Raw genomic sequence first — 23,938 nt, 5'->3', positions numbered from 1 at the left:
ACTTACTTGCTCCTCTCTGCCTGTTTGAGCGCTTTCTTGATGTCGGAGTCCGGCAGACCGGAGATGAGCAGGGCGAGGTCTTGAATCCCTTGCTTGAACGGTTTGGAGAGACGCTTCATCGCCAAGCGTTCGTTGAATTGGTTCTCGATCTTCACCGCAAAGTCCACGTCGTCGAAGAACACCGGATACGACGGATCAGACCATTGGATCGGGTATTCCGAAATCGTCGACTCGACGTACTCCTCGTTAATCTGGCAATCGACTTCGCGCAAGATCACTTTTTGAAAAAGCACTTCGCTCTCGTCGCGCCGTGCGGAGAAAATTCCTTCGATCAGATCCTGATTGGCGCGCACGGTGCGTTTTTCATACGTGGTGACCAGCGCGTAATGCTCAATCTCGCCCCACGTGGCCACCGCATCGGGGCGGTCGGTGTCGATCAGCAAGCAATCGTAGGCGTCGAGTTTTTCTTGCTCGGCATCCATGTAGGTTTGCAAGCTTTCATAGGAAGTGAACCCGTTCGCCACGTCGAAACCCTCGAATTCGGTGACGTGGTACTCCCGGTCGATGTTCGGCACGGAGTATTGGTAGAGATGCTCGCGGGTGGCGTCGACGATCAGGACTTTTTGGTCGGCCAATGCGAGCACTTTGCCGATGTACAGCAGGAGGTCGCTTTTGTCACAGGCGCCTGCAAACAGCATTTTTTTCATGATCTCAGGGCCTCCTCCCTACGGCGACACAACGTGGTCGACATTGTTTTCAAAAATAGACTTCTGCGCGTCTCCCGATTGGTTCTGCAAGGTGCTGCCCGGTGCTGCGACGGCAGGTTTGTTCGCGTTCTGCGAGTTGTTCGCGGAGTTGCCCGAACCTGTGCTCGGTGAAGTCGCGCCGGAACCGCCGCTCGGTTTCGAAGCACTTCCCGCGCCCGGATAGAGGCTCGAATTCGGCGACGGAGCGTTGAAGTTGATCGCCGTAAGCGCTGCTCCGGCACCGCCTTGGACTTTCAAGTTGGCTTCCAAGTTCAAGCGGGCCGTTTCTTCGAGACGACTCTTGGCGATGGACAGGATGTTCGGGTCGGCTTGGATGCGGGTGCGCACCATCGCGTTGACCGGATAGTCCACCATCGAGCGGTTTTGGACATACGGATCTACATAGGAAAGGCCGTAGATGGTCGCGCCGTTTTGGAACGCGTCGACGATGGCCGACGAGAACGTCTGAATCTCCCGTTCGTCCATGTCGAACCAAATCGTGCCTTCGAGGAGGTTTTTGACTTTTTTCTTGGAGAGAACGATATAGTCCTGACCGGTTGGGAACTTGATCCGCACGTCGAGAAATTGGTTTTGTTTGAGGTCGCTCGGCAGTTGGATGAGTCGGAACTCCTGCGAGCGAATGTCGTCGGGGGTGACGCCTTCTTCGTAGAGCATCGCTTTGGTGAGGGGGGTGTTTTTCTTGATCGTGATCTTGGAATACTTCCCCGCCGCTCCGTTGCTCTCCGTGATGGTGTCTTCAGGTACCGCGTCGTTCGGGACATCCACGGCGATGAGATCGCCCGCGTTGATGGAAGTACCGACTTCGAGATCCTTGCCGGCGACGTAGACTTTTTTCTTGGTTTGCTTTTCTTTTTCCAGAAGTTGTTGGCTCTCTTCGATCTGCTTCTGGTACTCGGCGTCTCGTTCCTTGCTGACGTTGCTGTTGTGAATCATCACGGAAACAAACACCCCGGATGATAAGACCGCCATGCCCAAGGCCCCTATGCCCCCGGCGATCAGCAGTTTCTTGGTTCGTTGACTCGTTCGTTGTCGTAAAACGGACATGCCTTGTGTTTCACTCCCCCATTGCTCTGTCTAAGCAAAACCTTCTAAAATTGCACGACATGCGTCTACAATAGCAAAGTTTGTTTAGGACTTTCGTAAGAGGACCTTACTAGGTCTCTGTACCCTTTTTATTATAGGATAATTAGTAAATCCAGACAATAAATACTAGTCGAGAAAGACTATTGAAATTTGGCTCTATGGTCGTTTATCAACCAGTTAAAGGCTTGGTCAATGTCAGACTCGGGCTAGGTCGTTTTTTCGCATGGAGTAATTTCCCAAACTCATGCTATAATAGCCCCCTCAGATTGCAAGTCAGGAGGGTTGTGGATGCTGTACCATTTCAGCGAAGAAGCGGAGATTGCCCGGTTTGAACCCCGTTTGCACCCGTCTCATCCCGGCAAACCGCCGGCCGTGTGGGCGATTGACGAGGCACGGGCCCCGATCTACTTTTTCCCCCGCGATTGTCCGCGAGTTTGTGCGTGGAAGATCGACGGCAGCACGGACGAAGACGTGCGACGTTTTTTGGGAAGTCCCGACGTGCGGATGATGATCGCCGTCGAGGGGTACTGGTTGGAAAAACTGCGCACCACGCAGTTGTACGTCTACCATCTGCCAGAAGAGACGTTCTCGATGGAAGACCACGGCGCGGGCTACTTCACGTCGCGGGAAGCTGTGACTCCGGTGAAAGTCGAGCCCGTCGGCGACCTGCTCACGCGGTTGGTGGAAGCGGGCGTTGAACTGCGCCTGACGCCGAACTTGTGGCCGCTCCACGACGCTCTGCCGGAATCGACTTTGCACTTCTCCATGATTCGGATGAGAAATGCCTTGCCACGTATGTAAAAAAAGAGGGGTTCGCTTAGGCGATCCCCTCTTTTGTTTGCGATTGCGTTGTGATGGGCGATTGCACTCGACGAGTGGCCGTGCGGTTGTTCAGCACGCGCAGGAGCAGGTTGAGCGCGGCAAGGCCGCTGAGCAGGAACAAAATCGCCATCGTCCAAGACGGGAGAAATGCGCCAATCGTCACCGCCAGCGACCCGAGGATGCTCGCCCCGCGAAAGACGAGGCCGTTGACCGCCATGTACGCACTGCGGTTTTCCTCCGGCGCGAGGTCTGCCATCAGGGATTGTTTGATCGGCACCCAGATCAGTTCCCCGCAGACGGCGACCCCCATACAGAGGAACAGAAGCAGCGGTTGGTTGCTCCACGCTTGCATCGCGTATCCGACTGCGTAGAGCAGGACGCCGAGGATCAGCAGGGGCTGTTCACGGCGTTTTTTGATCCAGACGGAGACGAATGCCGTGAGCAGGACGACGAACAGCGAGTTCTCCGAGCCGAGCATCCCGAACATTTTCACCCCGTCAATCGGCAGTCCGAGCAGATGTTGCGTGCCGAACTCGTCGGCGAGGCGGACCCCCGTGTAGGAGTTGTTCATGAACTCGACCGACATCATCAGCAGAGACGCGAGCACGTAGACCATGAAGCGACGGTCTGCAAAAACCAACTTGTAGTTGCCAAGCATCTCGCGGACGGCGCCTTGCTTTTGTTTTTGTTGCGTTTGCGCGTGTGTGCCGCGATGCGTTTCTTCAATAAAGAACACTAAGAGCAGCAGCGAAATCATCTGCGCCGCACAGACGGCGACGAACAACTCGAATCTGTAGCTTTGGAAAAAGAACCCGCCCACCACCCCGCCGATCATCAGCGAGAAATTCACGCTCCAATACTGAACGGAGTAGACGAGCTTGCGGTTCTCAGGTGTGGAGACGTCGACCATCATCGCGTCCATCGCCGGCCCCGACAAGCCCCAACAAAGGCCGGTGATTGTGAACGTCACGAACGTGAGTAGAGGCGAGGTGAACCAAGGCGAGTTGGCGACCATCATCCCGAGAAACGCCGTGAAGCGAATGCTTTCGCCAACCAGCATGAGGGTCCGGCGGCCATACCGATCCGCAAGGTACCCGCCGCAGAAATTTGCGACAACCCCGAGCGCGACGTTGAGCATGAGCAGCACGCCGGCGGTCTTGCCCCCGAACTGCTGCGCGAAGTAGATCGTCATGAACGGAAACAGCATGTTGCCGAGGATCATCGACAGAAACGAGTCGACCATCCGAATTTTCAAGTTGCGATGCAGAGAACGAAATCCCATTTTGTATTCCACCCTTCACTTGTTGTACGTGTATGGTGGACAATGTTGGCCATAGAAAAAAGACCACGCAAAGTCCCAGCATTGGAACTTTCCGAGGTCTTTTAATCCCTACGGTGTGGCGCACAGCTTGTGCGCTTGCGTCGCTTGGTTCGAACCGAAGCACGAGTCATGCCTCGTCGGATCCCTAGACGGCCTTCCAAGATTTGTAGGTTTAGTGTAGCACGAGGAATTGTCCGTGTGCAAGAGACTTCCGATAAGTTGTAAAATTTAGAAAAAAGGACATGCCGGGTGTAGGGCATGTCCTAGAGAAGTCCGTATTGTCGTAAGATCTGGCGAACCAAAAGCGTGTAACTGATCGTTTCGCTCTGTTGAAGATAGGGTAGCAAGTCTTCTTCACACATTTCCTTAGCCTCAGCGGATTGGGCCTTTTTATATCGAAGAATGATGTTACGCAACTTATCTCGAACCTTGATACGAGCATCGACAAGCGACTCGCGGTTCAGATTGGTGTGTTCGATGGTAGTCCGACCTCGTAAGGAACCGTTCTTCGGTCTAATCTTGCAGGTTGTTATATCAAATTCCAGATGTTCCTCGGGATCATCTACGGTGGGGTCCAGTATGGGGTTCACGTCATCCCATTTGTTACCTTTCTTCTGGTTACACCGCTGGCATGACCAATGCAAGTTCGACCATTCGAACGTCAACTGATGAAATTGACGTAACGACTTCGGCTTTAAGTGGTCGATGTGTTCGTAGTCGCTAATCCCTATCAGGTTCTCGCAGTAGCAACATTTTCTCTGATACATCGAGCGTAACGAGACCTGAACATCGGTCTTGCGATACCGATTCAGGAGAGATTTCGGTATGTCATCGAAAGCGGTTCCCTTTTGAAGGAGATCCATGAGTTCCTTGGTCCAAGCGGCAGCATTGGTTTCCAAACTACCCGGTTTAGCTGTTCTCGTTACTAGTCTCATCGGAACCCTTCTCCATCTGAAGTTCAATGGCCGCCAACTCCGCCAGCGTGACAGCAGGGTCGCTCTCCGGCAATTGCTCGACCAAGTGTTCCATCAACCGCTCCATCTCCACGAGCTCCTCTGCCGTCAATGATCCTTCCATTTTCTTCGAATAAAGGACCTCTAATTGCTGGATTTGCTTTTGAATGTGCGGTTCACGGATTTGCGTTCCCATCACTTTTTTCAGAATGTCCTCGATCAACCAGCCGTAGCTCGACGGTTGAGTCATGGAATCCTCGTCGTGTACTCCATCCTCCAAGTTGATGATGAAACCGTCCTTGCAAGAAGAGATGATGATGGGGGCATGTGTGGTGGCGATGAATTGGATGTTCGGGAACGTTTTTTTCAAGTTCTCAATGATGACCCATTGCCACTTGGGGTGAAGATGCAAGTCAAGTTCGTCGATGAGCACGATGCCGGGGGTTTCAAGGACGGCACGCTCACGCAGTTGCGGATTGAGGATCGCAGCACGATAGGCAAGATCAGCGACCATGCCGATGATCGTCCGATACCCCGAACTCATCATCCGCAAAGGAATCACGACCTCCCCGTTCTCCACCACGACTTCTTCCTCTTCGAAGTCGAAGTAGACGTTGACTTCCTCGTTCATCAGACCGCGCATACACCCGGTAACCGCTCCGAGAACGGCATCCAATTCGCCGATGTGTTTGCGTTTTTGCAACTGAATCATCGTCATGCGACGCAACCAACTGACGAACATCTTGATGTCAGACTCGGCATCTAAGCAATGCGTATATCCGAGAAAACGCGAGAGGTCGTCTGCGGTAAACGGGTTGACCCACATGTTGCGTTTCTGCGAGAACAGACGCCCGGCCCCTTGGTAGGAGAACATGGGAAGCACGACTTCGTGGTCGCGATGTTTGATGATCCGCTCTTGCATCTGTTGCGCTTGGGCAATGATCGATCTCGCTTCTCCACGGGTTGTACGTCCGCCTGAACTGCGCAATTCACGAGTCCATTCGCACAATTCATCCGCCACGACGCCCACGCAAGAGATCGAGACAGGAAAGTGCTTCTCTCTCGTCACCGTCGCATCGCCGGGCTTATCCCATCCCAGTCGAACTTCGTCTTTGTTGATATTTCGGGTTTCTACTCCTTCAAGCCCAGCCAAAAAACCCCCGATCCCGACGCTAATCGCTTCTAAGATCGTGGTTTTTCCGGTTCCGTTGTCTCCGATGATCAATGTGAAATTGGGGTCGAAGGCGAACTCCTTTTGCTCATAGCCTTTGAAGTTCTGTATTTGAATCGCTCTTATTTGCATGGAAGCACTCCTAGTGAGGATGTGTTGTTTCCATTATATCCATTTCTATCAATCCCAAAAAGTATTTTTAGAGATCGAAAAAGCTGATCTGCCCCGGAGGCTCGCCTTTGTACTTGACGCCGAGCATCTCGGCGAGTTGTTTGGCGTTGGGCACGGCATCGCCGCCGGAATTGTTGTTGAAGATGATGCAGACTTCGGACGTACTCTGCTGCAACTCGTGGATTCGTTGTGCCCAGGAGGTCAGCTCTTCCTCGTTGTAGCGGTAGAGATAGCGCCGCTCCCGCCAGTTCTCGCCGCTGGGTTCAAGCCATGCTTCACGGTTGCGTCCGTGAAAGCGAATCAACGTCAACTGCGGGTCTGTCGGTTGCAAGACGATCGGCACAGACCCCGGATTGACTTGCGGCTCGTCGACGATGCTGTGAATCCAGCCTTCTTGCTTCATGAACGAGAGCGTCCGCTCCTGCATCTCAGGCGAAAACCACGACTGGTGGCGGAATTCGAGGGCGAGCGGGAGGTCGCCCATTTTTTCCTTGGTGTAGCGCAGGACGTCGACGTGCGGGCGAGTGCAGTCGAACCACGGCGGGTATTGGAACAGCACCATTTTGAGCTTGCCCGCATCTCGTACCGGTTGGATCGAGTTCAGAAACGCCGCGAACATCTCGCGTTTGCTGGCGAACGGCACGTCTCCGCGTTGGTGTCCGGTCATGCCTTGGTAGGCTTTCACGACGAATCCGAAATCGTCGGGGGTGTTGCGAGCCCATTTTTCATAATTGCGGGCGGGTTGCATGGCGTAGAACGAAGAGTCCACTTCCACGATGGAAAACTGCGCGGAGTATCCTTGCAGACCGTCCAACCCGCGGTGCCCGTTCCACCCCGTGAGGCCGAGGCGAATCATGCGGGCACACCCGCTTTTTGCTGAAACAGGTTGGGGTTGCGCACGACGAGTTCCCCAATGCACGTGTTGATTGTCCAACTCGCCCAGACGGCGATGGTGTAGGCGAGCGTGTAGTCGATGCCGAACACGGAGTTCATGAGCAGCGTGTAGAGGTGGATCGTCGTATTGGAAAATGCCAGCGCGAAACTGCGAATCATCCACGCACGGTGCCCGACGAGGTCTTTGCGGCGAATCGTGCGATAGGCTTGCCACGTCGCGAAGAGCCAGACGACTTCGAGCAAGGAGAACGAGAGGCTCGAAATGACGCCACCGGTTGCATCCTTGATCAGATAGATCGACGTCAGAGCACTCAGCAGAACCGAGACCATGTAGACTTGTCCATTGCGACGATGGAAGCGACGGTTATTTTTCAAGATCCGACCGGAAAAACCGAGCAGGCCGGTGACGAGAACGAGGCACGCGGTGACGATGTGAACACGTAAAAACACGAGCCACAGCGATTGGTTGAACGCCTCGCCAAGCGACTTATGCACGAGGAACTTGTCCAGATGCGGATCTACGATCAAGTTGTTCGTAATCGTATGCAGCGTCCACGTTGACGCGAGAAAGATCATAAAGTACGTAAAAAAGCGACGGGCTTTCACAGAGGTTCCTCCCGAATCGATGATGAAGACGCCCTCTATTATACTGGAAAGTCGGCTACTTTTGGATCACCATCGTCTCCCAACCGTCGTATTGGCCGTCATGCTCCATCGCGAGTCGGGTCAGCGGCGCGGTGACTCTGTGGATAGAGTCGAGGTCGACGGCATCTGTGCGCAGGAGAACGAGACCGAAAGCGTTTTCGACATCTGGTTCGTGGTCGACTTCGAAACCTTCCACGATGAGGAGGGCTTTGACGTGGTCGCGGGACTCTGCCGTGCGGAAGTAGAACCAATGTTGCACAGGTCGCGGAGTGAGCGGGTCTCCGTGTTCTTCCAATTGGGTGACGGTTTTGAGGTCTTGCATCCACTGCAATTCTGTCGGCGAGGGGAAGAGATAGCCGAAATAGTGTTGCCATTCCGGGTCCGACTTGTCCCCGAATTGGAACGCATAGTCCGGGAATTCAGCCAAGACCGGCTCCAACTCCTCATGCAAGTGATCGCCCGACTCCGCATAGAAGTAAAACTCCCTCCGTCCCTCGGTCGTCACCATCCCCACCGGAACCGCGCCATACTCCGCACCGAGAAACTCGTCGAGGCGGTCTTCGATCTGATAGAGGCGCTGTGCCTCCTCGTCCGTCGTCAACCCGTCCGCCGTCGGAGTTTGCAGTTTGACCCAGACGTAGAGCAGCGTATTGAGAAAGTCCGGACGGAATTCCGGATTGGTATGTGCCATATTGACCCTCACCGACGCCACGTGGTCGTCAAAGCGGGTGAGATAGACTTCCCATTGATTGGACATGTGTTGCCTCCTTGCTGTTCGTATGACACCATTTTAGGCGAAAAACGTCCCGCGCACAAAAAAGGACGGTGCCGACCCTTCCGGCACCGTCCTTTTTTCATGACCTGTTCGTCGCCAAATACCTTTTCTTCATCTCTCTCCCCACGATGCGGATCACCTTCTGGATGTTCTTCTTCTCCGGGGGACACGGGGCCTTGCCCGACTCAATCCGAACCAACGGACACGAGGCCCCTTGACAAGCGGGGCGGAAGAAGCAGGTTTTGCAACCGGTGTCCTCCGATTCGTCGTTCATGATCCAGAGCGCGAGGTTGTCTTTGTTCAGCTTCATGGTGCCGTCCGGTTGCAGTTTGCCGACGATGTTTTTCTCGTTGTAGAGCGCAACGGTGCATTTATAGAGAATCCCGTCGGAACCGATGACAAAAGAGTTTGAACGCGCCGCGTAGCAGACGTAGCCACCCGGTTTCAAGCGGTTTTCCAGCGCGTTGTTCAAGTCTTTGTCCATCGCCGTTTCGCACAGACTGAGGGCTTGTGTAAACGCTTGTTTTTCCGACAGTACCGGAAGTTCATCGTCATTGGGGCCGCCCCACTGGCCAATCGGGAAAAAATTCACCGAAAAGCGCGGGTCCTTCCCAAAATGTTCACTGAGCGTCTCAATAAAATTCGGGATGTTCGGCAAATTCGCTTGGTCGAAATTGACGCGGATCCGGCACAAGAACTGCCGATCCAGTTTTTTCAACTCCAGCAGGTTGTTCCAGATCTTCTGGAAAGTCGGTTGCCCGCCGGCCAAGTGCCGGTGTTTGTCATGCTGCTCGGCATCGCTGTCGAGCGTGATCTGGAAGGTCTTCACACCCAAGTCCAGCACGCGGGTCGCGACGTCCGGTGTCAACAAGTACCCGTTCGTGGTCATCGCAGAGTGGTAGCGAATGCCCTGCTCCCCGCAGATCCGCAAGAATTCCTGGGACAAATCTTCGATGGTGTCCAAAGCCAGCAATGGTTCGCCGCCAAACCAATGAATGTTCAAGGAGTTCAAGAAACGTGCTTGCTTTTGCACATACTTTTTCACAGCCTCCCGAACTTCCGGTTGCATATTGCCTTTTTCAAACTTCTCATAGCAATACACACAGCGGAAATTGCACTGCTCCGAGGTCAAGAAAATCAATTGCAACGTGTCCGAGCGACGGCCGACGATTTCGTGCAGCATCCGGGCGCGGAACAACTCATTGACTTCTTCTTTGACCATAAAACCACGGTCGACCAACTGTTGGACCAGCCCCTCCGCTTCACCTTCATATCCGAGTCGCAAAAGCGATTTCACTTCGGGGACGGTCTCAGCCGGAACAGCGATAAACGAGCCCGTCATCGTATTCGAGAGATACAGGCTGCCGTCATCCTCCGTGGCCAGCATATTGAAACGCGAAGCTTTGTACCGGTTGGTGACCAACTGCTTCTCCTCTTGCTCCAACTTGATAAACGGTTCCATTGATTCCCCTCCTCCACCGGGCATGGTGAGAAAACAGGGAGGGGATATTCCCCTCCGTCCACGATTAGCAAATGTGGCAGTTGCCGTTTTCGTTATCCACATCCGAAAGGCTCAAGAGATCATCGAGGTTGCCGTCCAACACATCAAGCGTCGGAGCGAGATCGATCATTTTTTCCATTGGGCTCACCTCCTTTCATCTTTCGTTTCTACTACGAATTCTCCCGGGCTTGCAGAGCCTCAAAATATTTCAGGAGATACTCAGCCGTGGCTTGCGGCGGCGGCATATGGCCGCTCTCTTGCGGAATCCCTGTCGCCGTGATCCACCCGTTGCCGCTGGGTTGCACCACTCGGTGCCCGTCTTCGAGCAGCGTTTTGACATTGCGTTGCGTCGAGGCTTTCTCCCACATCCAAGGGCTCATGTTCGGGAAAAAGACGACCGGCTTCCGGTAGACGAGAATCAGCATGGAGATCAGGTCACTGGCCGCCCCTGCGGCGGCTTTTGACAACGTGTTCGCCGTGCAGGGCAAGACGATGTAGAGATCCGCCCAGTTTGACAGATCGGAGTGCGGCGTGATGATGTCGCCGTGTCCAACGTGCATGTCTTCGTAGAGTTCTCCGTTTACATACTTGGCGAGAAAGTTCGGATTGACGAAATTTTTCACGCTGGGCGAGACAACGAGTTTGATCTGCGCATTCAGCTTCTCGCGGAAGACCCGCAGGTACAGCGGAATTTCCATCACGCCGGAAGACCCGGTGACTCCAATCAACAGCTTCATTGTGACACTCCTTCAGAACTGACTTGCAACGAATACGGGATTCTCAACTTTTTCAAAAACAGGATCGCCGCCATCGCCGTCGCCACTTCCAAACACCCGGCGATCCAAAACATGGACTGGGAACCAAACGAGTCGGTCAACGTCCCAAACAAGAATTGGGAAAAAGGCGTGCTCGCCATCGAAATCGTCATCATGATCCCGCCGACTTGTCCCATCATGTGCTTGGGCACCAACGTTTGAACGATCGTCGGGATCATGACACCGATCAGCGCCGTGAACATCCCTTGCACGAAAAGCGACGCCGACACGCCGCCGAGATGATGCTGGAGCGCGATCACCACCAGCATGGCGCCTTGCCCGAAGAATCCGATCATCGGGATGTAGATCGAAGCGGTCTTGAAGGGACGCACGGAGAAAACGAACCCGCAAAGAATCGAACCCGCCGCCGTCGAAACCTGCAAGATCCCCAGACCGTTACCTCCCCAGCCGAGATCGTTGACGAGAAAGGGAAACAGCACCATCACGCCGTTGGCCCCGATGTTCGCAAAGAAAATCGTCAGCACCATCGTGAGCAACACGCGGTTCGTCAGCAGAAACCCGTATCCCTCGCGCAGGTTGGAGCGAAGCGTTTTCAAAGGATTATCGGCGGACTTGCTCTGCGGCCGGGGCGTGGGCTCGGGCTGATCCTCCCGCACCGTAATGAAGGAAATGAGCAACGCCGATCCGAGAAACGCCGCGCCGATCACCAGCATGATCGTGGAGTAGGAAGCCACCAGCAACAGGTAGGCACCCAGCGCCGGACCGAACAGAGTCAGCAACCGCGAAATCGTATACAGCATGCTGTTCGCCTGATTCAACTCGCCGAACGTCAGGAGCACCCGTTGCTGCAACGCGCTGGACGCCGGCCAGTAGAGCGAGTCGACGAATCCAAACAGCACGCCCAGCACCAGCAGATACCAGACCTCGACTTCCCCGATCGTCAGCGCCGCAAACATCGCGGCCATCACGCCGGCCCGAAACACGTTGGAGAGAATCAGCACCCGCTTGGGTCCAATAAGATCCACGATGCCTCCCCCAAGCATCCCGAAGAGAAAGCGAATGGTGCCCACGATCAGCATAATGGTTCCCATCAGCGTTCCCGAGTGAAACCGGTCGACCACCAACCAGGACAGGGTCAAAAAATAGAACGTGTCGCCCAAGGCCGAAACGAAGCCCGCTAGAAAGATCCAAACGAAGTTGCGATTCTTGAAGCTCACGGAGCCACTCTCCATCCAAGTGGACAATTGATAAAGTTATCGTTTTTAATCAAGTGGTGTTGTTACTTATACTATATTAGATTCCGTTAATTCAGTCAATAGGATTTTTTTTTTACACTACAGTGGATCTTTCTTTGTTAAATCGTAGTATTTTTACACCACCTGGGACCCCGGGGCCAAAGTCGTCTAAGAGAAAAAGACACGGTGCCTGGCACCGTGTCTTTTTCATGTGAGATGAGTTTTTAGGTATTCGGCAAAAGGCGACGGTCGGCAAGCCATTTGTGAAATTCGGCGGCAACAATGCGCTGACCGGTAATTCCTTCCGCCTCCTTTGAGGCAAGGTACACGATCGGTTCCGCCATGATCCGCGGGTCCAGCAGGGATCCACTCGATTCGATTTTCCTCCTGAACTCATCGGGAATCATTCCGGTCACGGTCGCTCCGCCCGGAAGCAGCATATTCACGGTCACTCCATGATCTTTCAGATCTTCGGCCATAATGTAAGAGAGAGACTCGGTGGCGGCACGGGACGGGCCGTACGGAACGAATCCTTTTCGTTTCATCGTTTCGTGATTCATCGAAATATTAATAATCCTTCCTTTGCCCCGCCGAACCATCATGGGGGCGAAGCCTCTCGCCACAAGAAAGTATCCGGTTAAATTGGTATCGATCAATTCGCGGAATCCTTCCGGCGTTACCTGGTAAAAGGGCTGAGGCTCAGTCAAAAATTCGGGGTTCACTGTCCTCATCCCGATTCCGGCATTGTTGACCAATACATCAAGCCGGCCCCATACCCTTTCTACCCATTCAACTGCCTGATTCACAGATTCCTCGGAACGGACATCCATCGGCAGGGCGTGCGCGTCGAAGCCTCGCTTCTGAAAACCGGCTACCGCTTGTTCCAGCAGCGGCCCTTTTCGGGAGGCTAACGCAACGGAAGCTCCAGCTTCCAGCAAAGCCTCCGACATGGCATAGCCCAGCCCGCTTGAGGCTCCGCTAACCAAGGCATATACTCCGCTCAATGTTTTCTGAGTCATCTTCTTCATCTGCCTTTCCACCGGTCTTACATCTACTCACCGCGGCTGTACTATCATTCTCGCCGCGATGCCGTCTGTCCATTCGGAAAAACCATGAATCCGCGAAATCCTTGATCTTAAATTCTGCTCCATTGTGGTGATCGCGGCATGACCACGGTACCGGTGAACGCGGCATTAAAGGCTACTTCCTAATGAGCAACACACAGCACTCCACATGGAACGTATGCGGGAACATATCCACCGGCTGAACTTCCACCGTGCGGAACCCGTGGTCTTCCAAATAACGAAGATCCCGCGCCAACGTCCCCGGGTTGCAGCTCACATACACCACCCGCTCCGGCTTCATCTCCGCGATCGCAGCCAGCAGTTCTTCCTCACAGCCCTTGCGCGGCGGGTCGACGACGATGACATCAGCCTTCACGCCCTCTTCATGCCAGCGCGGGATCACAACCTCCGCCCCACCGACCTCAAAGTGCGCATTCTCCAACCCATTCAGCGCCGCGTTCTTCTTCGCGTCTTCAATGGCCTCGGGCACAACCTCTACCCCATACACAGCCTTCGCTTTCTGCGCGAGGAACAGCGAAATCGTCCCAATCCCGCAGTACGCATCCAGCACCGTCTCGCTGCCATCCAACTGCGCGTACTCCAACGTCTTGCCATACAGCACTTCCGTCTGCACCGGATTGACCTGGAAGAACGACCTCGCCGAGATATCGAACTTGATATCCCCGATCGTGTCCGTAATCGTATCGCTCCCCCACAGAGTCACAGTCTCGCGGCCGAAAATCACATTCGTCTGCTGTTTGTTCACGTTCTGGACGATGCTCACCACATGCGGAATGCGCTCGCGAATCTTCGCCACCAGCGTCTCCACCTGCGGGATCTTGCGGCCGTTGGTCACCAGCACGACCATCGTCTCGCCGGTATTGAACCCGACGCGCCCGATGATATGACGGACAAGCCCCGTATGCGTCTGCTCGTCGTAATGCGTAATCCCCAGATCCTGCAAAATCTCTTTCGTCGTATGTACAATCTCATCATTATAAGGATGCTGAATCCCACACCCCTGCATCTCGATAATCTCATGCGTACGCGGCGCGTAGAACCCCACCGCAAGACGCCCGTCAATCTCACCCAGCGGCACCTGCGCTTTATTCCGATACGCCCACGGATCGCTCATCCCCAGGGTCTCGTGAACCGTCACACCCTCCAACTTCCCAATCCGGGTCAGTGCATCCACAACCGTCTGCCGCTTGTGACGCAGTTGCGCCTCATACGACAGATGTTGAAGCTGGCACCCACCGCAACGGTGGTAAATCGGGCACGGCGGCTCTTCGCGGTCCGGCGTCGAAACTAAAGTCTCAATCAAACGCCCGTACGAATAAGTCTTCTGCACCTTCGTAATCTTTGCTTTCACCCGCTCACCCGGCAACGCTTTCGGGACAAAAACGGTGAAGCCATCGACTTTCCCGACGCCCTCTCCTTCGTGTCCGAGCCCGGTGATGTCGATCTCGTAGTATTCGTTTTTCTGAACGGGTACGGGAGTTTTCGGTTTGGCCATGTGTCGGTCTCCTTATGTTTGCGCGAGAACGCGGTCTCGATAGTCGTTCGCTTCTTGACGCCAGCGGTCGATTCGTTCCTGCAGGGCGTCGTCCGCCCCGCCTGCCATCCTGATGTTCGCCTCTGCAATTTCGCAGATCGCAAACACACAGGCATGCGACAGAAACATCACCACTCGTAAATCACTGTGCAAGTGCTTCGGGACTTTCAGCCCCAAGCCATCCAGCAACCGCAACAACTTCACGGTCGTGCCGGCGATCTTCGCGGGGCTGCCAACGTCCTTGCGCACGCAAGCTGCGAGGTCTCCTTTGATAATCTTCGCAGCCGCATAGACGTCCCCTTCGCCGTACTCCAACAACTTCGAACGCAAGCTGTTGGCTTCGGCGAGGATTTTTTCCATCTCTGTATCAGTTTGTCCCTGACGTGCCAGACGATTCCGAGTCACGCGGGCGATGAGTTCTGCCAAGGAAGCGGCAAGCGCGGCGCAACAAGCTGTCACCGTGCCACCGGCCGGGCTCGGCACATCGGGATGTGCCACCCAATCGCAGAGCTCGGGGAACGGTTCGTCGACGAAACGACCTGCGCGGGAACGAGGTTGTTCACTCATCCTTCTACGCCTCCAGTTCCGGCTTGGCGACCAGCACTTCCAAGTGGTGTTTCAGACAGGCGAATTCCTGCGGCAACGGGCCGCCGTACTCCCCGTCCAAGTTCAACTCCACTTCCTCCGGCGAAGACACCGTCAAGCGGTCTGTGTGGAAGTAGATCACACGGTCGCTGTTCAGATGCTCTCCCCGCAGTGCGAGTGTCGCGAGGCGAATCAACTCCGGCATCTTGCACGGCTTCACGATGATTACGTCAAAAACGCCGTCGTGCAAGCTCGCATTGGGCGCCAACTTCTCAAATCCGCCGATCGAATTCGAGTTCGCAATCAGGCAGAGCATCGCTTTGCCCTCATACGCAAAGTCCGGCGAGTCGATGTCGATCTCAATCGGTTTCAGAAACGGCAACTTCTCCAAGCCCTTCACATAGTACGCCAACTGCCCCAAGTGCGTCTTGAGCTTGCTTGGCACTTCATACGTGATCTCCGTCAAGCGCCCGCAACCTGCGATGTTGATAAAAAAACCATCCCCCACTCGACCGACGTCGAGCGGCACGCGATGGCCTTGCAAGATAATCTCACACGCACTGCGCAAGTCGCGCGGCAAACGCAAGGCACGCGCCAAGTCGTTGGTGGTCCCGCCCGGCAAGATGCCAAGCGTCGGGCGTTTCTCCATCTGGGACAGTCCGTTGATCACTTCGTTGATCGTGCCGTCTCCACCGGCCGCGATCACGAGATCGAATCCTTCCTCACACGCTTGCTTCGCCGCCGCCACGCCGTCGTTGGGTCCGTGCGTCATAGAAGTTGAGACTTCAAGTCCCCCCTGCTCGAGATAATCCAAGATGTGAGGAACCGAATGGAGCAGGGCTTCTTTGCCTGCCGACGGGTTGTATATTAATCGTGCACGTGGTCGCATGGTGCGACACCTCCTGTGACTTACCGTAACAAAACCCCAAGCCGGGCTTGGGGTTTTTTCGGTCATGCGGTTACGCGTTCAGACGTTCGAGGATCAGCTTGTTGAGCAGGCCCGGGTTGCCCTTGCCTTTGGTGGCTTTCATCGTTTGGCCGACGAGCGCACCGAGCGCTTTTTCCTTGCCGGCCTTGAAGTCCTCGACGATTTTCGGGTTGTTGGCGAGCACTTCGTCCACGATCTTGAGCAGCTCGCCCTCGTCGGAAATCTGCACGAGGCCTTTTTCCTGCACGATGACGTCCGGGTCCTTGCCCGTTTGGAGCATGTCTTTGAATACGTCCTTCGCGATCTTGGTCGAGATCTGCCCGCCCTCGATCATCTTGATCATCGCACCGAGCTGTTCCGGTTTGAGCGGCACTTCGGTGAGCTCCAAGTTGTTCGAGTTCAAATAGCCAAGCAAGTCGCCCATGATCCAGTTCGACACGGTCTTCGCTTCCACACCCTTGGAAACCGTGGCTTCAAAAAAGTCCGCGACACGCTTGGACGCGGTCAGGACTTCCGCATCGTGGGACGGCAACCCGAACTCGCTCTGGTAGCGTTCCTTACGCTCAGCCGGAAGTTCCGGGATCGTCGCACGCACAGAGGCAATCCAAGCCTCGTCAATTTCCAATTGCACGAGGTCCGGCTCCGGGAAGTAGCGGTAGTCGTGCGCGTCTTCCTTGGAACGCATGACGTGCGTTTTGTTGGCAGCATCGTCCCAACGAAGCGTCGCTTGTTCAATGAGGACGCCCGACTCGATGATTTCTTCCTGCGCGGCTTGTTCGTACTCCAGCGCTTTTTTGACGTTGTTGAAGGAGTTCATGTTCTTCAACTCGCGCTTGGTGCCGAATTTCTCCTGCCCCCACGGGCGCAACGAGATGTTGGCATCGCAACGAAGCGAGCCTTCCTCCATCTTGCAGTCGGAGATCTCGCAGTATTGCATGATCGCTTTGAGTTTTTCCAGATACGCTTTGGCTTCCCCCGGCGTGCGGATGTCCGGCTCCGAGACGATCTCGATCAGCGGAACACCGGCGCGGTTGAAGTCGACGAGCGTGGAGAGTCCATCCTGAGCATGCGTGGACTTGCCTGCATCTTCCTCCATGTGAACGCGGTTGATGCCGATACGTTTGGTATACCCGTCCACTTCGATCTCCACCCAACCGTGTTGACCGATCGGCTTATCGAATTGCGAAATCTGATACGCATCCGGAGAGTCCGGGTAGAAGTAGTTTTTGCGGTCGAACTTCGAATCCGGGGTGATCGTGCAGTTCAGAGCAAGCGAGGCTTTCATCGCTTTGTTCAACACTTCGCGGTTGAGCACCGGGAGCACGCCCGGATACCCGAGGCAAATCGGGCAGACGTTGGTGTTCGGAGGTGCGCCGAATTCCGCCGAGCAACCGCAGAAAATCTTCGACTTCGTGTTCATCTCGACGTGAACTTCCAAACCGATAATGGTTTCGTACTTCGACGTGGTGGTCGTCATAGGTCGCTTCCCTCCTTACAAGCTCGCACGTGCCGTGAAGCCGGCCACTTGCTCGAAAGCATGGGCGACGCGCAGCAGCGTGGATTCGTCAAACGCTTTGCCGATCAATTGCACACCAACCGGAAGACCGTCCGCCAACCCGCACGGAACCGAAATCGCCGGGATGCCCGCCAAGTTGACCGGGATGGTGTAGATGTCGTTGAGGTAGATCGTTACCGGGTCGTCATTTTTCACACCCAGAGGGAACGCCGTGGTCGGCGCCGTCGGGGAGAGGATGACGTCATAGTTTTCAAAGACTTGGTCGAAGTCTTGTTTGATCAAGGTACGAACTTTCTGGGCGCGCAGGTAGTACGCGTCGTAATAGCCCGAAGACAGCGCATAGGTGCCGAGCATGATGCGGTTTTTCACTTCTTCGCCGAAGCCTTCCGCACGGGTGCGCTTGTACATGTCGATCAAGTTCTCGCCTTCCACGCGCAGCCCATAGCGAACTCCGTCAAAACGGGCGAGGTTCGAAGATGCTTCCGCCGGTGCGAGCAAGTAGTAAGCCGCAACGGCGTACTTGGAATGCGGCAGTGAGACGGTGCCCACGGTTGCCCCGAGTCCTTCGAGGGTTTTGATCGCTTTTTCCACTTGCTCTCGAACGCCTGCGTCCATGCCTTCTCCGAAGTATTCCTGCGGGAGCGCGATGCGCAGACCTTTGATGTCGCCCGTCAAAGCGGCGAGGTAGTCCGGGATCGAGACGTTTGCAGACGTCGAATCGTAGCTGTCATGACCCGCGATGGCTTGGAGAACGATCGCGTTGTCCTCGACGTTCTGCGTCAACGGGCCGATCTGGTCGAACGAAGACGCATACGAAACGAGGCCGAATCGAGACACGAGGCCATACGTCGGCTTGAGACCGACCACCCCGCAATACGAAGCCGGCTGACGAATCGAGCCGCCCGTATCAGAACCCAGCGAAAAAAGAACTTGTCCCGCCGCCACAGCTGCAGCCGAACCGGAGGAAGACCCGCCCGGCACGCGGGAGAGGTCCCACGGGTTGTGCGTCGGGTAGAAGCCGGAGTTTTCGCCGGACGACCCCATCGCGAACTCGTCCATGTTCGCTTTGCCGACAACCACCGAACCGTGGTCGTTCAATTTGGAAATGACGGTCGCGTCATACGCAGACTCGTAGTTCTCCAAGATCTTCGACCCGCAGGTCGTCGGCAAGCCCTTGGTGTTCATGTTGTCTTTGATTGCGCTCGGAATGCCATAGAGCAGACCTGCATCGACCGGAACCTCATCGAGTTGCGTGGCACGTTGAAGTGCAACGTCTCCATGAACGGAGAGAAACGCGCGGACTTTCACGTCGGTCGCCGAGATGCGCTCAAGAGAAGCGCTGACCAGCTCGGACGGTTTGATTTCACGGTCTTGAATCTTCTTATGTAAGTCGCGAATCGAAGCGTTTAGAAGTGACATCATCAACCCTCCATCACGGCCGGAACCTTGAATTGACCGTGTTCTTGATCAGGTGCGTGAGACAGTGCTTGTTCCTGTGTCATCCACGTGCGCGCTTCGTCTTCGCGCAGGACGTTTTTCAAAGGAAGCGTGTGTGTCGTCGGAGCCACGTTTTCAACGTCCAATTCTTGCAATTCGTTGGCAAAGTTGAGAATCTTGCCAAGCGTGTCCGCCATCTTGACTTTCTCTTCATCCGTGAGCGCCAGACGGGACAGATGGGCGATATGTTCAACTTCTTTCACTGTGATGCTCATGAGAACACCTCCATTTATGAAAACCCTTTTCTAAAAAGGCAACTCATTCTATTGATATCTAGCAATTATATCACAATCCCATTTTTACCACCAATGAAGGAAAGAAAACACGCACTCATTCGACCGAAACGTCGAGCTGTTTTTTTAGGAATACAAAAACGTATATTAAACAAAAAGAGAACTTTAATTAAAAAATTTTCAGAATAATTCTTGACTTCCTCATAACTCCTTGCTATTATGAGTTCAAGGACGCGATGTAATGAAATTAATGACGCGTCCCGAAATTCTCATAAATAAAGGGAGGTTCTACCGTAATGAAAAAGCTTCTCGCAAATGTCGCAATGAGTGCAACTGCCCTGTCGATGTTGCCGCTGATGGCCGGCGCTGCTCCGGTTGTCGATGCATCCAAGACCCTCGCACCGATGGTTCTGGCTCACACCAACATCAAGATCAAAGACAACGCATCTTCGACTTACACATCCGGCGTTACTCCGCAACAAATGCGTCATGCATATGGCATTGACCAGCTCGCAAACGACGGTTCCGGTCAAACGATCGCAATCGTGGATGCATATGGTTCTCCGACCATTCAAAACGACTTGAACGTATTCTCCCAACAATTCGGCATCGCTTCCTCCACCGTGAACGTGGTGGACATGGGCGTAGCGAAAACGGACGGCGGCTGGGCGCTGGAAACCGCACTCGACGTCGAGTGGGCTCACGCTCTGGCTCCGAAAGCAAACATCATGTTGGTTGAAGCGAAGTCCGCTTCCCTCACCGACCTGATCGCTGCAGAAGACTATGCAACCCAACACGGCGCTGTCGTCGTTTCGAACTCTTGGGGTTCTTCCGAGTTCTCCACGCAAGCTTCTTATGATTCGCACTTCCAAGCAAACGGCGTCGTCTACGTAGCATCTGCCGGTGACACCGGCGGTCAACGCGAATGGCCGGCTGCTTCCCCGTATATCATGTCGGTCGGCGGCACCAAGCTCTCCTACGACACCGCAGGCAACTACCTCGGCGAATCCGCTTGGACTTCCTCCGGCGGCGGCCTTTCTCAATACGTAGCTCGTCCGTCTTACCAATCCAACGTAACGGGCGTCGTCGGCACCCAACGCGGGATTCCGGATATCGGCATGGATGCTGACCCGAACTCCGGTGCAGCAGTCTACTCCTCCACTCGCGACCAAGGTCAAAGCGGCTGGTTCCAAGTCGGCGGCACCTCGCTGTCCGCTCCGATGGTTTCCGCTCTGATCGCGCTGGCTGACCAATCCCGCACGAACAAGTTGTCCAACACGCAAGCGATCACCGACCTGTACACGATCGGCGCTGCAAACTACAACGACGTCACCACCGGCTCCAACGGCAACCCGGCGCTGGTCGGCTACGACCTCGTCACCGGGAACGGCACGCCGAAAGCAAACCTCTTCATTCCGGCGCTCATCTCGGCTCCGTAAGGGACAGGCTGTAAAAAAGAAGGTCCTCTCCATTCGTGGAGAGGACCTTTTTTTCTATGTGCTTGATACGACGCGGGTGATTTTCCAGTCGCTCCATTTGTCGGGATGGTGGGCGAACTCGAAGTGGAGCTTTTTTTCCCCGTCGTAGAAGTTGGGGTAGATCCAGTGGTAGAGGGTGGCTTGGAGGGTGGAGTGTTTGACGCCGTCGATGTGGTGGGCGTAGAAGGGGTGAAGTTTCGGTTTGGTGCCGTGGGAAAGGTAGTGTTCGGCACCGATCTCGTCTTGGAGTTCGAGGGCGGTGAGGTAGGCTTCGGCAGTTTCTTCTATAGAAGTGGCGCGTTGCAGGCATTGCTCTTCGCGGCGGACGGGGACGAAGTGCGCCGATTCTGTTGGTTGGCGGGTGTAGCGCATCAGGTCGGTGACTGCGAGAAATGGCGTCGTGCGAGTACGTTCCAACAGGACGTCTCCCCCGCCAATCCGCTTCACGCCCGTGAATCCGGTAAAAATGTCGAGGCTCCCCTCCGGCGATTCCCACAGCTGGAGTTTGGGAGCGAGGAGCGGGTCTTGCTCCTCCGGGTCGGTCCAGAACATCAGCACATCCGGTCGTCCGTCGCGGTTGAGATCGGCGAGTTCGACGCGCAGTTTCGGATCGGGCACAACGTCTTCGTACAGAAGTTGTCCGTCGGCAAGTCGGATGCGGATGTGGCCGCTTCGGTTGGTGGCGTAGATTTCGACGGCGTCGAGACGGGCGTCATGGTCGAGGTCGATCGATTCGATCTGCACAGGTCGCGGGAGGGTTTCGAGATTGCGCAGAGGGGCGTCGAGTTTGGGGTAGATGTAGTGAATTTCGGTGCCCTTGGCGGTGCGGCGCAAGTGCAGATAGCCGTCGGGCTCGGTGGCAGGTGCAAGCAGTTCACCGTCGCGAATGTGGACGACACGTGTGATGGGCAGAACGAAGACGTCGCCGGACGGGTCGGGTTGGAGCGGAGTGAGTTCCAGCAGCAGGTAAAACTCGCCCTGGTCCGGCATGGTGAATGTAATCGGGCGTGCGTCCACGAGGCCCAACCACTTCCCATTGACCCTCGCCGTTGCCCCGTAGAGATTGTCGGGGATGATCGTAAATTGCATAGGCATACACCTCACATGTTCTCTTCAGTGTATGCGGGTATTGAAAAAAAGCTCAGCGCAACTCTGCGCTGAGCTTGGTATTTTAAAAATTAGTTCGTGTCAAACCAGCGAATCTTCTCGCGGACGTTCACGACTTCGCCGACGAGGATGATCGAGGGGTTCTCAATTTGTTGGTCACGTGCGATGTCCACGATGGTCGTCAACGTCCCGACGACCGTGCGTTGCTCCGGCATCGTGCCCCAGTGGATGATCGCAACCGGCGTCTCCGGGTCGCGTCCGTGGGTGATCAACTGCTCGCAGATCAGCGGCAGATTTTTGATCCCGAGGTAAAAAGCGAGCGTGTCGACCGCCGTCGCGATTTTGTCCCAGCGGATGCTCGATTGCTCCTTGCCCGGGCATTCGTGTCCGGCAACGACTGCAAAGGAGGACGCCACATGGCGTTGCGTAACCGGAATTCCGGCATAGGCAGGCGCTGCAATTCCCGCTGTGACGCCGGGAACGACTTCAAACGGGATGCCGTTCTCTGCGAGTTCCGTCGCTTCCTCGCCGCCGCGTCCGAAAACGAACGGGTCTCCGCCCTTGAGGCGCGTGACGATTTTGCCGTCGAGCGCTTTTTTCACGAGCAGGGCGTTGATTTCCTCTTGGGGGAGCGAGTGGCGGTCGGGCAGTTTGCCGACGTAGATCACTTCGGCGTCGGGTCTTGCGTATTCTAAAAGTTTCGGATTCGCCAGTCGGTCGTAGGCGATCACGTCCGCTTCTCGGATGCATTCCATGCCGCGCACGGTGATCAGTTTCGGGTCACCGGGTCCTGCGCCTACCAAGTAGACTTTTCCTGCCATTGGGATTCCTCCTCCTATACTCCTGTTCATCTCGGTCTACCAGAGGAGCCCCTTCACCGCCAGCAACACGATGAGGTACAACGCCGTCGTGAGGTAGAGCAGACGAATGGTCTGCAAGATATGTGTGGGCGCGATGTCAACCGTTCGGTCTCCCATATTGGCCCGAAACGAAGTGACACCTCCGTATGTGTTGTGTCCGCCAAGCTGTATATCCAAAGCACCTGCGACGGCCGCTTCTGCGATTCCGCTGTTCGGGGAGGGATGCTTGGCTGCGTCGCGCAACGTTATAAACCAAGTATTCCTACCATTATACTTCAGAATAAGAGAGGAGGCAACGAGAAACGGGAGCGTCAGCCTCGCCGGGAGATAATTGGCCAGGTCGTCGAGGCGGGCGGAGGCCCAGCCGAGATGGAGGTATTTTTCGTTTTTGTAGCCGACCATGGAGTCGAGGGTGTTGACAGCTCGATACGCCATCGCCAGCGGAGCCCCGCCGAGAAATGCGTAGAAAAGCGGGGAGGTCACGGCGTCTACGATGTTTTCGGCGACGGTTTCGATGCCTCCGCGTGAGATTTCGCCCTCGTCGAGGTGCTCGGTGTCGCGACCGACGATCCAAGAAAGTCGTTGGCGTGCCAAGGGCAGGTCGCCCGATTTCAATGCTTCGTACACGCCCCGTCCTGCTGCAGCGAGACCTTTGGTGGCGATGGTGGTGGAAATCAACCAGACTTCCAACGCGTAGGCAAGCCACTTGGAGAGAAGTGCGGCGAGATGAAGCAGTTCGTACGTGATGAAGTACGTGCCGCCGACGATCAAGAGCGGGAACAGGCAGCCCTTGAGCCGGGCGATGAGTTTGCTGTCAGACGAACGTCGCAGCAAGCGGTCGAGGCGAGAGATGAACTTCCCAATGATCACAACCGGATGCGGAAACCAACCAGGGTCGCCCACCAGAAGGTCAACGAGATAGGCAAGACCTAGAATCACGATAGGAAAAAGGACAGTGGTACTCATCGGACCTCCTCCCTTCTAGAAAAAAGAACCGTGGT

At 55.2% G+C, this 23,938-nt stretch carries 23 protein-coding genes; 2 read left to right on the top strand and 21 right to left on the bottom strand.

The window, feature by feature from the left end:
• Positions 1-2: 2 nt before the first annotated feature.
• Positions 3-707 (bottom strand): hypothetical protein, encoded by a 705-nt coding sequence (locus JJB07_RS04210; protein WP_201631383.1) that lies wholly within the window; start codon positions 705-707, stop codon positions 3-5.
• 18 nt (positions 708-725) lie between these two features.
• Complete coding sequence (locus JJB07_RS04205) at positions 726-1,811, bottom strand: SAF domain-containing protein (RefSeq protein WP_201631382.1); 1,086 nt, start codon at positions 1,809-1,811, stop codon at positions 726-728.
• A 327-nt stretch (positions 1,812-2,138) separates the two neighbouring features.
• Here JJB07_RS04205 and JJB07_RS04200 point away from each other — a divergent pair, with 327 nt between their 5' ends.
• Complete coding sequence (locus JJB07_RS04200; RefSeq protein ID WP_236587600.1) at positions 2,139-2,651, top strand: DUF6886 family protein; 513 nt, start codon at positions 2,139-2,141, stop codon at positions 2,649-2,651.
• A 16-nt stretch (positions 2,652-2,667) separates the two neighbouring features.
• Here the strand turns inward: JJB07_RS04200 and JJB07_RS04195 are convergent, their stop codons facing one another.
• The 16 genes from JJB07_RS04195 to gatC all read right to left on the bottom strand — a co-directional run bounded on the left by JJB07_RS04195 (position 2,668) and on the right by gatC (position 19,474).
• The gene (locus tag JJB07_RS04195) at positions 2,668-3,954 is read right to left on the bottom strand and encodes an MDR family MFS transporter (RefSeq protein WP_201631380.1); all 1,287 of its coding nucleotides are present in this window, start codon (positions 3,952-3,954) and stop codon (positions 2,668-2,670) included.
• A gap of 302 nt (positions 3,955-4,256) precedes the next feature.
• Complete coding sequence (locus tag JJB07_RS04190) at positions 4,257-4,928, bottom strand: retron system putative HNH endonuclease (RefSeq protein WP_201631379.1); 672 nt, start codon at positions 4,926-4,928, stop codon at positions 4,257-4,259.
• On the bottom strand, positions 4,903-6,249 hold the full coding sequence (locus JJB07_RS04185; protein ID WP_201631378.1) for an AAA family ATPase: 1,347 nt from the start codon (positions 6,247-6,249) through the stop codon (positions 4,903-4,905). Before JJB07_RS04185 ends, JJB07_RS04190 begins: the two co-directional genes overlap by 26 nt.
• Positions 6,250-6,316: 67 nt before the next feature.
• Positions 6,317-7,144: a DUF72 domain-containing protein gene (locus JJB07_RS04180; protein ID WP_201631377.1), complete on the bottom strand. Its 828-nt coding sequence runs from the start codon at positions 7,142-7,144 to the stop codon at positions 6,317-6,319.
• Positions 7,141-7,788 carry a DUF2306 domain-containing protein gene (locus tag JJB07_RS04175; protein ID WP_201631375.1) on the bottom strand — a complete coding sequence of 216 codons (648 nt, stop codon included), beginning with the start codon at positions 7,786-7,788 and terminating at the stop codon, positions 7,141-7,143. Before JJB07_RS04175 ends, JJB07_RS04180 begins: the two co-directional genes overlap by 4 nt.
• A gap of 55 nt (positions 7,789-7,843) precedes the next feature.
• Positions 7,844-8,584 (bottom strand): DUF695 domain-containing protein, encoded by a 741-nt coding sequence (locus JJB07_RS04170; RefSeq protein WP_201631373.1) that lies wholly within the window; start codon positions 8,582-8,584, stop codon positions 7,844-7,846.
• A 97-nt stretch (positions 8,585-8,681) separates the two neighbouring features.
• A complete protein-coding gene (locus tag JJB07_RS04165) occupies positions 8,682-10,064 on the bottom strand; it encodes a radical SAM/SPASM domain-containing protein (protein WP_201631371.1) in 1,383 nt (460 codons plus the stop codon).
• A 209-nt stretch (positions 10,065-10,273) separates the two neighbouring features.
• Positions 10,274-10,840: a flavoprotein gene (locus JJB07_RS04160; RefSeq protein ID WP_201631369.1), complete on the bottom strand. Its 567-nt coding sequence runs from the start codon at positions 10,838-10,840 to the stop codon at positions 10,274-10,276.
• Complete coding sequence (locus tag JJB07_RS04155) at positions 10,837-12,096, bottom strand: MFS transporter (RefSeq protein WP_201631367.1); 1,260 nt, start codon at positions 12,094-12,096, stop codon at positions 10,837-10,839. Before JJB07_RS04155 ends, JJB07_RS04160 begins: the two co-directional genes overlap by 4 nt.
• A 242-nt stretch (positions 12,097-12,338) precedes the next feature.
• Positions 12,339-13,142: an SDR family NAD(P)-dependent oxidoreductase gene (locus tag JJB07_RS04150; protein WP_236587598.1), complete on the bottom strand. Its 804-nt coding sequence runs from the start codon at positions 13,140-13,142 to the stop codon at positions 12,339-12,341.
• A gap of 172 nt (positions 13,143-13,314) precedes the next feature.
• On the bottom strand, positions 13,315-14,694 hold the full coding sequence (rlmD, locus tag JJB07_RS04145) for a 23S rRNA (uracil(1939)-C(5))-methyltransferase RlmD (RefSeq protein ID WP_201631365.1): 1,380 nt from the start codon (positions 14,692-14,694) through the stop codon (positions 13,315-13,317).
• A 12-nt stretch (positions 14,695-14,706) separates the two neighbouring features.
• Positions 14,707-15,300 (bottom strand): cyclodeaminase/cyclohydrolase family protein, encoded by a 594-nt coding sequence (locus JJB07_RS04140; RefSeq protein WP_201631363.1) that lies wholly within the window; start codon positions 15,298-15,300, stop codon positions 14,707-14,709.
• A gap of 4 nt (positions 15,301-15,304) precedes the next feature.
• Positions 15,305-16,207 (bottom strand): diacylglycerol kinase, encoded by a 903-nt coding sequence (locus JJB07_RS04135; RefSeq protein ID WP_201631361.1) that lies wholly within the window; start codon positions 16,205-16,207, stop codon positions 15,305-15,307.
• A gap of 70 nt (positions 16,208-16,277) precedes the next feature.
• Positions 16,278-17,723 (bottom strand): Asp-tRNA(Asn)/Glu-tRNA(Gln) amidotransferase subunit GatB, encoded by a 1,446-nt coding sequence (gene gatB / locus JJB07_RS04130; RefSeq protein ID WP_201631359.1) that lies wholly within the window; start codon positions 17,721-17,723, stop codon positions 16,278-16,280.
• Positions 17,724-17,738: 15 nt separating this feature from the next.
• The gene (gene gatA / locus JJB07_RS04125; protein ID WP_201631357.1) at positions 17,739-19,181 is read right to left on the bottom strand and encodes an Asp-tRNA(Asn)/Glu-tRNA(Gln) amidotransferase subunit GatA; all 1,443 of its coding nucleotides are present in this window, start codon (positions 19,179-19,181) and stop codon (positions 17,739-17,741) included.
• Positions 19,182-19,183: 2 nt separating this feature from the next.
• Positions 19,184-19,474 carry an Asp-tRNA(Asn)/Glu-tRNA(Gln) amidotransferase subunit GatC gene (gene gatC, locus JJB07_RS04120; protein ID WP_201631355.1) on the bottom strand — a complete coding sequence of 97 codons (291 nt, stop codon included), beginning with the start codon at positions 19,472-19,474 and terminating at the stop codon, positions 19,184-19,186.
• Between the two features lie 314 nt (positions 19,475-19,788).
• On the opposite strand from gatC, the gene JJB07_RS04115 reads away from it, so the two are divergent.
• The gene (locus tag JJB07_RS04115; protein ID WP_201631353.1) at positions 19,789-20,931 is read left to right on the top strand and encodes a S53 family peptidase; all 1,143 of its coding nucleotides are present in this window, start codon (positions 19,789-19,791) and stop codon (positions 20,929-20,931) included.
• Positions 20,932-20,985: 54 nt separating this feature from the next.
• Here the strand turns inward: JJB07_RS04115 and JJB07_RS04110 are convergent, their stop codons facing one another.
• The 3 genes from JJB07_RS04110 to cbiB all read right to left on the bottom strand — a co-directional run bounded on the left by JJB07_RS04110 (position 20,986) and on the right by cbiB (position 23,903).
• On the bottom strand, positions 20,986-22,059 hold the full coding sequence (locus JJB07_RS04110; RefSeq protein ID WP_201631351.1) for an FG-GAP repeat domain-containing protein: 1,074 nt from the start codon (positions 22,057-22,059) through the stop codon (positions 20,986-20,988).
• Between the two features lie 89 nt (positions 22,060-22,148).
• Entirely contained in the window at positions 22,149-22,898 is a 750-nt protein-coding gene (gene cobA / locus JJB07_RS04105; RefSeq protein ID WP_201631349.1) for a uroporphyrinogen-III C-methyltransferase, read from the bottom strand.
• A 36-nt stretch (positions 22,899-22,934) separates the two neighbouring features.
• The gene (gene cbiB, locus JJB07_RS04100) at positions 22,935-23,903 is read right to left on the bottom strand and encodes an adenosylcobinamide-phosphate synthase CbiB (protein WP_201631347.1); all 969 of its coding nucleotides are present in this window, start codon (positions 23,901-23,903) and stop codon (positions 22,935-22,937) included.
• Positions 23,904-23,938 lie beyond the last annotated feature (35 nt).

Origin of the sequence: Tumebacillus amylolyticus (assembly GCF_016722965.1) — a bacterium.
GTDB classification, from domain to species: domain Bacteria; phylum Bacillota; class Bacilli; order Tumebacillales; family Tumebacillaceae; genus Tumebacillus; species Tumebacillus amylolyticus.
The sequence above is the reverse complement of the archived record's forward strand: the minus strand, read 5'-3'. Positions and strand labels throughout refer to the sequence as shown.

What these genes read in the sequence shown, in the direction of transcription:
- JJB07_RS04205 (WP_201631382.1), bottom strand. Translation starts at nt 1,811, where the DNA reads ATGTCCGTTTTACGACAACGAACGAGTCAACGAACCAAGAAACTGCTG.
- rlmD (WP_201631365.1), bottom strand. Translation starts at nt 14,694, where the DNA reads ATGGCCAAACCGAAAACTCCCGTACCCGTTCAGAAAAACGAATACTAC.
- JJB07_RS04135 (WP_201631361.1), bottom strand. Translation starts at nt 16,207, where the DNA reads ATGCGACCACGTGCACGATTAATATACAACCCGTCGGCAGGCAAAGAA.
- JJB07_RS04200 (WP_236587600.1), top strand. Translation starts at nt 2,139, where the DNA reads ATGCTGTACCATTTCAGCGAAGAAGCGGAGATTGCCCGGTTTGAACCC.
- JJB07_RS04115 (WP_201631353.1), top strand. Translation starts at nt 19,789, where the DNA reads ATGAAAAAGCTTCTCGCAAATGTCGCAATGAGTGCAACTGCCCTGTCG.
- cbiB (WP_201631347.1), bottom strand. Translation starts at nt 23,903, where the DNA reads ATGAGTACCACTGTCCTTTTTCCTATCGTGATTCTAGGTCTTGCCTAT.
- JJB07_RS04110 (WP_201631351.1), bottom strand. Translation starts at nt 22,059, where the DNA reads ATGCAATTTACGATCATCCCCGACAATCTCTACGGGGCAACGGCGAGG.
- gatB (WP_201631359.1), bottom strand. Translation starts at nt 17,723, where the DNA reads ATGACGACCACCACGTCGAAGTACGAAACCATTATCGGTTTGGAAGTT.
- JJB07_RS04150 (WP_236587598.1), bottom strand. Translation starts at nt 13,142, where the DNA reads ATGAAGAAGATGACTCAGAAAACATTGAGCGGAGTATATGCCTTGGTT.
- gatC (WP_201631355.1), bottom strand. Translation starts at nt 19,474, where the DNA reads ATGAGCATCACAGTGAAAGAAGTTGAACATATCGCCCATCTGTCCCGT.
- gatA (WP_201631357.1), bottom strand. Translation starts at nt 19,181, where the DNA reads ATGTCACTTCTAAACGCTTCGATTCGCGACTTACATAAGAAGATTCAA.
- JJB07_RS04165 (WP_201631371.1), bottom strand. Translation starts at nt 10,064, where the DNA reads ATGGAACCGTTTATCAAGTTGGAGCAAGAGGAGAAGCAGTTGGTCACC.
- cobA (WP_201631349.1), bottom strand. Translation starts at nt 22,898, where the DNA reads ATGGCAGGAAAAGTCTACTTGGTAGGCGCAGGACCCGGTGACCCGAAA.
- JJB07_RS04180 (WP_201631377.1), bottom strand. Translation starts at nt 7,144, where the DNA reads ATGATTCGCCTCGGCCTCACGGGGTGGAACGGGCACCGCGGGTTGGAC.
- JJB07_RS04195 (WP_201631380.1), bottom strand. Translation starts at nt 3,954, where the DNA reads ATGGGATTTCGTTCTCTGCATCGCAACTTGAAAATTCGGATGGTCGAC.
- JJB07_RS04190 (WP_201631379.1), bottom strand. Translation starts at nt 4,928, where the DNA reads ATGAGACTAGTAACGAGAACAGCTAAACCGGGTAGTTTGGAAACCAAT.
- JJB07_RS04185 (WP_201631378.1), bottom strand. Translation starts at nt 6,249, where the DNA reads ATGCAAATAAGAGCGATTCAAATACAGAACTTCAAAGGCTATGAGCAA.
- JJB07_RS04210 (WP_201631383.1), bottom strand. Translation starts at nt 707, where the DNA reads ATGAAAAAAATGCTGTTTGCAGGCGCCTGTGACAAAAGCGACCTCCTG.
- JJB07_RS04140 (WP_201631363.1), bottom strand. Translation starts at nt 15,300, where the DNA reads ATGAGTGAACAACCTCGTTCCCGCGCAGGTCGTTTCGTCGACGAACCG.
- JJB07_RS04170 (WP_201631373.1), bottom strand. Translation starts at nt 8,584, where the DNA reads ATGTCCAATCAATGGGAAGTCTATCTCACCCGCTTTGACGACCACGTG.
- JJB07_RS04160 (WP_201631369.1), bottom strand. Translation starts at nt 10,840, where the DNA reads ATGAAGCTGTTGATTGGAGTCACCGGGTCTTCCGGCGTGATGGAAATT.